Annotated in this window: 7 protein-coding genes and 1 pseudogene; 2 read left to right on the forward strand and 6 right to left on the reverse strand. The window is 41.1% G+C overall.

What is annotated here, in order from left to right; genetic code table 11:
• The 3 genes and pseudogenes from ACRCJ0_RS07210 to ACRCJ0_RS07220 all read right to left on the reverse strand — a co-directional run.
• Positions 1–213: pseudogene (locus ACRCJ0_RS07210) on the reverse strand (peptidase T); the annotation flags it as partial.
• Positions 214–226: 13 nt separating this feature from the next.
• Entirely contained in the window at positions 227–1,042 is an 816-nt protein-coding gene (locus ACRCJ0_RS07215) for a Nif3-like dinuclear metal center hexameric protein (protein ID WP_431390035.1), read from the reverse strand.
• A 12-nt stretch (positions 1,043–1,054) separates the two neighbouring features.
• Positions 1,055–1,759, reverse strand: a complete 705-nt coding sequence (locus ACRCJ0_RS07220; RefSeq protein WP_431390036.1) for a tRNA (adenine(22)-N(1))-methyltransferase — start codon at positions 1,757–1,759, stop codon at positions 1,055–1,057.
• 446 nt (positions 1,760–2,205) lie between these two features.
• On the opposite strand from ACRCJ0_RS07220, the gene ACRCJ0_RS07225 reads away from it, so the two are divergent.
• Positions 2,206–2,757: a DUF924 family protein gene (locus ACRCJ0_RS07225; protein WP_431390037.1), complete on the forward strand. Its 552-nt coding sequence runs from the start codon at positions 2,206–2,208 to the stop codon at positions 2,755–2,757.
• Positions 2,758–2,799: 42 nt separating this feature from the next.
• Positions 2,800–3,564: a sugar phosphate isomerase/epimerase family protein gene (locus ACRCJ0_RS07230; RefSeq protein ID WP_431390038.1), complete on the forward strand. Its 765-nt coding sequence runs from the start codon at positions 2,800–2,802 to the stop codon at positions 3,562–3,564.
• 276 nt (positions 3,565–3,840) lie between these two features.
• On the opposite strand, the gene ACRCJ0_RS07235 is transcribed toward ACRCJ0_RS07230, so the two are convergent.
• From ACRCJ0_RS07235 to ACRCJ0_RS07245, 3 genes are all read right to left on the reverse strand, one after another.
• A complete protein-coding gene (locus ACRCJ0_RS07235) occupies positions 3,841–4,941 on the reverse strand; it encodes an FUSC family protein (protein WP_431390039.1) in 1,101 nt (366 codons plus the stop codon).
• Between the two features lie 101 nt (positions 4,942–5,042).
• Positions 5,043–6,584, reverse strand: a complete 1,542-nt coding sequence (locus tag ACRCJ0_RS07240) for an ATP-binding cassette domain-containing protein (protein WP_431390040.1) — start codon at positions 6,582–6,584, stop codon at positions 5,043–5,045.
• 437 nt (positions 6,585–7,021) lie between these two features.
• The coding region (locus ACRCJ0_RS07245) for an acetylornithine/succinylornithine family transaminase (protein WP_431390041.1) at positions 7,022–8,107 on the reverse strand (1,086 nt) is incomplete at its 5' end.

Below are 8,107 nucleotides of genomic sequence, written 5' to 3' on the forward strand. Positions count from 1 at the left end.
TGGAATTGTTGCTGTGACAAATGAGTCTTTCTCATTGTAGAAGACATCTGAAAAACCTAAAGTCGTTAATTCTTCAGCTAATTTCTTAGCGAATGCTACTTGGTTTGGTGATGAAGGCACTTGGTCCACATTCGCCTCGTTTGAGCGCGTATTCTCTTTTGCATAAGTCACAAAACGGTTTAATAATTCTTGGTCTTTAATTTGGTAAGTCATTCAGTATTTCCTCCTATATAAATGTAAATGGATCCGTATTTAACTGGCTAGCAACTACATCAACCTGCCAGTTATTTTCATCGTTCCATTGCTTAAACTTGTCTGTCATTTTAGATTTTACGATTGCTTCAAAATGGTGACCTGGGTCGATCACGTTCAAGCCCGCCGCAATCATATCGTGACCGGTATGGTAGTAAACGTCACCTGTGATAAAGGTGTCCGCACCCTTAGCCAGTGCATCCATGAAGTAAGAACCCCCGTCACCTCCTAGAATAGCCACCCGTTTAACAGGTCTATCTTTATCAGCAACGACCATTCTTAAGGCATTGACGCCCGTTTTTACTTTCACAAATTCACCGAAAGCTTCAAGTGTCATCGGTTCAGCTAAATCACCAATACGTCCAATTCCGACAGCTTGTCCTGTCGCTTCATCTGTCGTATGTGCTCGCAAAACTTCTAAGTTTTCAACCTCGTATAAATCAGAAAGCCAGGCATTCATCCCAGCTGGCGCAGCATCCAAATTGGTATGAGCCGCGTATACCCCAATACCTGAGCGAATAATTTCCGCATACATCGCTTGTTGCGGATCATCCTCCGTTAGGCGTTTCACCGGTTTAAAAATGGGTGGATGGTGGGCAAAAATGAAATCCGCTCCAATTTTCTTAGCCTCTTCAACCACTTCGGGGCGAATATCTAAGGTCACCAAAATCTTGTGAATATCTTGGTCGAGACGACCAAAATGTAAACCAGTTGGGTCCCCTTCAACCGCATAATATTCTGGTGCAAAAGTTTGGAACTGCTGGATAAAGTCTTTAATTGTGAGTGACAAATCAATGCCTCCTTAAGCTAATTGTGCTTGTATCGCTGCCTTCAATTCTTGGTAACGGGCAATCTTGCTTTCATCGCGGTTACTAGCTTGTTCTAGTTGGTCTAATATATAGTTTGTCCGTTTCAATTCTAATTGCCATTTTTCCTGGAAAATAGCTGCATATTTCTCTTTGTTGAATAAGCCGAATAAAATATCGTCACTGGTCAATTCTTGTTGTAGGTTATCTCGGTAATCCGCTACAATCACTTCATAAAACTTACCATTTTCAGCAATCATCGCTTCATCAACGATCTCATAAGAATGGGTGTTTAACCATTGACGCACCTTGTCTTCTGCCACATTTGGTTGCAGAATAAGACGCGGATTAGTCGCTAATTTACCGTCAATTAACCCTTGAGCTAGAATATCCACGATTAAAGCGCCGCCCATACCGCAAATGGTAATGGTGTCAATTTGGTCTGATGGTTCAATAACCGCTAAACCGTCTCCAAGTCGCGCTTCAACCATATGCCCTAATTCCTGTCGAGCAATTTCTTGCTGGGCAGACTGAAAAGGTCCTGCCACAACTTCACCAGCAATTGCACTAGTGATTTTATCTTGACTAGCCAAATTAACCGGTAAGTAAGCGTGGTCTGACCCAATATCTGCCAGCCGCGCGCCATCTTTCACAAAAGATGCGACCGATGCTAGTCGGTCTGATAAGTGATTTACATTCATAATTTATCTTCTCCACTCGTTTTCAATACAGAACAATTATAACAAAGATTCAGGTATTTTTTAGGGATTTGCCTCGTAAAATAACAAGATAATTTTTACTTTACAAGAAATTTTATGAGACAGATAAACGGTCGTTTCACCAAAGAACTTCCAATGTCGACTTTTCATTTAATAATAAGGACTTGGAAGTTTTTTATTTTTATTCACAATCCTTTAGCACAATAGAGGTGCTCGCGGATATCAATCGGGTACCCAAGCACTTTATCAATAACTCTTTTCTATTGAGCCAATCTGCCACAAGATATATTTGAATTGTTTCTTCCTATATAATGTGTTTTCTGTGATTGATTATACTTTTTATTATATACTAATAATGAATATTTAACAGCTACGCGATGGTTCCAAAAATCACAAATGACTGTAGTTAATATGAACGGAGGTATTTTATGGCTATTAAAAACCTACAACAAGTGCTAGATTTCTGGTTTGCAGCTGAAAATGCAGACTTGTTGTTCGCAAAAGATGATAATTTTGATGCCACAATCCGCTACCAGTTTCTAGATACTTGGACAGCGGCTGCTAATAATGAACTTTGGCAATGGCGCGATGATCCTTATGGACGCTTGGCTGAAATTATTGTCTTAGACCAATTTTCCCGCAATCTCTGGCGTGGATCTGCCAAGTCATTTTCCCAAGATAAAATGGCTCTTGCCCTGTCACAAGAATTGTATCACCATCCAGCTTTTAATGACTTATTTAACGAGCAAGAAAAAATCTTCGCAGTTATGCCATTTATGCATTCTGAATCTAAAACCGTCCACAAATGGGCGCTAACCATTTTTCAAGAAATTGGCAACGAGAATAATTTATACTACGAAAAGTTACACAAGAATATCATCGACAAGTTCGGCCGATATCCACACCGCAATGAGGTGCTAGGTCGCAAAACTACCGCTGAAGAAGCAGAATTCCTGACCCAAGAAAACTCTTCATTTTAAACATTTATCTAAGTAAAAGCAAACTACATAGGAGGTTTTTACATGATTGGATTATGTTCAGTCACCTTTAGAGACGATTCCGTCGACTACATCATCGATTTAGCCAAGGAAGCCGGCATTCAAGCTATTGAATGGGGTAGCGATAACCACCTGCCCAAAAATGATATCGCACAAGCCGAGAAAGTCGCTCAATTAATGCAAGAAGCTGGTTTAACCACTTCATCCTACGGGACCTACTACAACCTTGGGTCATTCGATGATTTCGAGCCCTTCATCCAAATCGCGCAAATAGTTGATGCGTCAATCATTCGCGTTTGGGCCGGGGAAGAAGGATCTGCGGACGTGGATGGTGAATACCTCCAAGACATTATTGAAGATGCGAACCGTATCGGCAAAATGGCAGCCGAAGCCAACCTGTCTATCGCCTTGGAATACCATATGGACACCCTAACCGATACACCAGCATCTGCCCAACAACTCATGCAAGAGATTACTGCGCCTAATGCCTACTTATATTGGCAACCGGCAGAGTCACTAACGGTTGAAGAACGGATCGAAAGCTTACCGAATTTAGCACCGTGGATTACTAACGTTCACGTCTTTCATTGGCAGGACTTCTACAACCGTTATCCATTAGCTGACGGACAAGATGAGTGGTTACAGTACATCCGAACCATTGAAAAAGAATCCCAAAACAAACATCATTACCTCATTGAATTTGTACCTGGCGAAAACCAAAAACAAGGTTTCTTAGACAGTGTAGCAACATTAAAAGCTTGGTTATACCAATTGAATATTGAATACTAATTCATCGCCAACAATGAACAAAGACGTAAGAGCTTGGTCAGCCTCCCAGCCAACAAGTTCTTGCGCCTTTATCCTATAGCCATCTATTCAAATTTTTGACCTTATTGATTAAGTGTTATCAGATAGACTTATTTAATATAGTTCGAAAAGTCTGTGAGTTTGAAAGTTTTGGTATTCCCGTCAATGGTAATGACTTTATTCCCTAATTTAAATAGAATAAAGTACAAAAATACCCTGAATATTATCCGGAAAAAGGACAATCCTCAGGGTAGGAGACTAATTAAATAGATGATGATCGTGGTGATTAACCTCTTCGGCCATCTTCTCTTTATAATCATAGGTCCTATATTGAATGATAGACTGACTGTAAAATCTGTATAGATGATATTGCAAGTAAGCGGCCAATGAACCAATCAGGGTTCCAATGACAATACCTTCAAATCGGTAGCTAAGATAGTCAAAGCCAAGATTTGGATTCTGGAAGGTTAATTGAATCAAGACCATATTGGTCACGAAGAAAATCCCCATTGAATAATTGCGCGGGATAAAGTACTCTGCCAATACGTATAAAATAACGACTGCACCAATCCGTAAAATATGCGGGATTGGGATAATAATGATTAAAGCAGCTGTTGCCAGTCCGGCGATGGTCCCGAAAACCCTTTGGAAGCTTCTATTTAAAATAATTTCCAGAGTGTTTCCTTGTAGGATGGCTGAACAAGACACGATAATCCATGAATAAGGACTCAGATCGAGCACAATATTCAAATAAGACGCGAAGAATAAGACGCTTGCATAATAGAAAGAATCAACCACCATCCGTGGATCTTGTCGAATAGCCTCCTTGAAATGGAAGGTGAAGGTGAAGGTTTGTTTAGGTAAATGCAGGTATTTCACTAATAGAAAGGCCATGATTAGGGAAATCACAATCCCGTAGGCAAATTCAAGCAATTGCACAGGCATTTGATTGAGTGGTATATCTCGTGTAGCTGCTGCTGCCATCACTAGAATAACGAAGATGTCTCCTGGCTTATCAATCCGGTAAATTCGGTAGATCAATCTAGCAAAAAAGGCTACCAACCCAATAGCTATAGGGGCAATTAAAGGGATTTGTCCGATGATTAAGCCGACTGTATAAGACACCATCAAGGTCATGGCCACAAAAACCATCCGTTTAATGGTCCGACTACCTTCAAAAGATTGAAAATGTAAAAAAGTAAATAAGCCTAAGCTAGATGTGGCATTAATCCCAGGCATACCCAATAAATAACCGGTTAAATTGACAATCAAGGTACAAAAACCAGCGACTAATACCCGTTCTAAATGATCATTTGGCGAGGGTTTTAATAATAATGTTTGTCTAAAAAATGAATGCATGTAGTTTCCTCCAAAAAATACCGGACCTGCCTTTTTTATATCAGCCAGCATCCGGTTGCCCTTCCATTATACCATGAAAGTTTTCACTACATTTTCATTTCTTACCATTGATTGACATGGTCAACGATTTTAAACCCGTCAGAACTTAATTCATACACTGTGTCACACACTGATTTTAAAAACTGTCGGTCGTGGGAAACGGTGATGATAGCGCCGGGATAATCATTGAAAACCGTACGGATTTCTTGTTGAGAGGAAGCTGAGAAATTCCTAGTCGGTTCATCTAAGAGTAAGACATTATAGCCTTTGAGGTCCAAACTAGCTAAGATGAGTTTTCCCTTTTGCCCACCGGATAAGTAAGCTATTGGTTGGTCCATTTCTTCAGGTAAAAAGCGGAGACTACCCAAATAAGTCATGATTTGTGTTCTTTCTTCCTTGTCCCCGGTGGTCGTCATAAATTCGATAGGGGTTTGGTCATCAGGAATTTCCTCGCTGTATTGTTGGGGCATGTAGCCCACTTGAAGGCCTTTAGCATCTTTTAAATCATGCCAAAGTTGACGAAGAAAAGTCGTTTTGCCAATACCATTAGGGCCAATAATGCCGATCTTATCTTGGCCTTTAGCAGTCAATTGCAGCTTGTCGGCTAAAATGCGGTCATCAATGGTTACTTGACCGTCGTTTAAGTGCACTACCACTTGGCTCTTGCCTAAAGGATTCACGTTTGAAAATTCAATATGAATGGGCGCTTCTTTAATCGGATGGTCCACAAATTTGGCCCGTTCGCGTTCAAATCGCTTGTTCATAGATTGGACAGCTTTCATCTTTTTGGCAAGAAGTCGCCCTGCAGTAGAATCCTTGGTATTGTTCAATTGGTGGTCTACTGAATCGTGCACGCGGTTAAACTTCGCCATCCGGTTTTGGTCTTCTTCCCGCTGCTTGTTGGCTAAATTCTCCTGATTGGACATCTCTTGGTCACGGTGGGTCAGGTAATTTTCGTAGCTGTCCTTTACAAAGGTTGACCGGGCAGTCGACTTGTTGGTCAATCTTTCTACATGCAGGATATGGGAGGCGGTTCGTTTAAGCAACAACTCGTCATGGGAAATATAAATCATAGCCAAGTCACTCTGCTGAATAAATTTTTCAAGCCAGAGACTGGTTTTGACATCTAGGTCATTAGACGGTTCATCCATCAACAACAAATCCGGCTCATCCATCAACAAGTCAATCAACTGTAACTTGATCCGCTCACCCCCAGACAGGTCCCCCACTAACTGCTGGTCATAAATCCGGTCCACATCAAAATCCAGCTGGTTACCCAGTTGATAGAGCAATTGATAATCCATATCTGCGTGATCCCGACCCCTGAAAAAATAATTTTCCAATGACTTTGCTAGGTCCTCATTTGCCATAGCTTGAGGTAAATAAGCCAACTTGGTAAAATGATTGGCCATTTGCCCGGTAATTTCAAGATAAGATTGAATGCTTTCATCCCCGACAATATATTTTAGAATCGATGATTTCCCGTTGCCCTCTTCGCCAATGATTGCGACCTTATCACCAGGGTTTACCACAAATGATAAGTCGTCAATCACGGTGAATAGAGTGCTAGCTTGCGTCATGGTTAAGTGTGTAATTAGTAACATGTATGTACCTCCTTTATTATTTTGGGCACAAAAAATGCCCTACTAGATTGTTCTGTAGTAGGACAAATATTGAACATGAATACTTGAAGAATGACGATGCCAACCAAATCTAGGTCTATTGTATACCCTAGATATAGGCCCGCTTGCATATTCCGATAAACTTTCTCCAATGTTAAAAATGCACACAAAAAGAAAGGTCCTAGTATCCGTCCAAAGTTTTTTCATCCTACCAAAATAGCCCAGGTTAAACAAACACTAACGTCAGTGTTTTTTCTCGCTCACTATTTTAAATAAAGTAGGATTATAACTTCATTGGACTTAATACCTGACCTTTCTTTGAAATTGTTATGTTATAAAAGCAATTTACCAGGATTTTGAGGGTAAGTCAACCTATTAAATATCATTTAGAAGGACATTCTTATAGGTATCTGCTGGCCTTATTCACGCTCAAGAGATGTTTTCAACTTTGCTAAAGCTTGATCTACCACATCTTTTGTGACATTTAATGGGGGAAGTAAACGGATGACGTTATCCTTAGCTGAAGTCACTAGCAAACCTTGGTCTGCCGCCGCCGCAACCACTTGGGCTACTGGCTTAGTGACTTTCAACCCAATCAGAAACCCTTGACCACGAATTTCTTCTACTAGTGGGGATTGCCAAGATTGTAATTGATCCTTGATATAAGCAGATATAACTTTCACATTTTTCAAAAGTTGTTGGTCTTCAATGGCTGACAAGATGTAGTTGCCCGCTGCTGTAGCTAATGGATTGCCACCAAATGTAGTGCCGTGGTCACCTGGTTTAAAGTGGTCGGACACTTGGTCCTTTGCCACTACAGCCCCAATTGGTAAGCCCCCACCTAACCCTTTTGCTAGGGTGATGATATCTGGATTTAAAGTCGTTTGTTGGAAGGCGAACATGGTTCCTGTCCGGCCAATTCCTGTTTGAATCTCATCTACAATCACTAGGACATCCTTTTGTTTTTGCAGTGTGTTGATAGCAGACACGAATTCAGGCGTAATGGCATTGACCCCACCTTCTCCTTGGATGACCTCAAGCAAAATGGCACACGTATTCTTGTTAACAGCCTTTTTTATAGCGTCAACGTCGTTAAATGCCACATATTTAAAGCCGACTGGCAAGGGTTTAAAGGCGGTGTGCATGTCTTCTTGGCCGGTTGCTGTTAAGCTGGCCAAGGTCCGGCCGTGGAAAGATTGGTTCATGGAAATAATTTCAAAGGCATCCGGCCCCTTGCTTTCAATCCCCCATTTACGGGCCAGTTTAATAGCTGCTTCATTGGCTTCAGTCCCTGAATTGGCGAAGAAAGTCTTGTCCAGATTTGAAACTTGGCTTAATTTTTCGGCTAGTTTTACCCCATTTTCATTCCAGAAAAGGTTGGACACATGGATCAGATTGCCCGCTTGCTTGGTAATAAAATCGACGAATCCTTGGTCGGCGTGCCCTAATACGTTACAGGCAATGCCAGAAATGAAATCGATGTACTTTTTCCCATCAAGGTCTTC

It is taken from the genome of Aerococcus sp. L_32, assembly GCF_050689315.1.

What these genes read in the sequence shown, in the direction of transcription:
- ACRCJ0_RS07220 (WP_431390036.1), bottom strand. Translation starts at nt 1,759, where the DNA reads ATGAATGTAAATCACTTATCAGACCGACTAGCATCGGTCGCATCTTTT.
- ACRCJ0_RS07225 (WP_431390037.1), top strand. Translation starts at nt 2,206, where the DNA reads ATGGCTATTAAAAACCTACAACAAGTGCTAGATTTCTGGTTTGCAGCT.
- ACRCJ0_RS07230 (WP_431390038.1), top strand. Translation starts at nt 2,800, where the DNA reads ATGATTGGATTATGTTCAGTCACCTTTAGAGACGATTCCGTCGACTAC.
- ACRCJ0_RS07235 (WP_431390039.1), bottom strand. Translation starts at nt 4,941, where the DNA reads ATGCATTCATTTTTTAGACAAACATTATTATTAAAACCCTCGCCAAAT.
- ACRCJ0_RS07240 (WP_431390040.1), bottom strand. Translation starts at nt 6,584, where the DNA reads ATGTTACTAATTACACACTTAACCATGACGCAAGCTAGCACTCTATTC.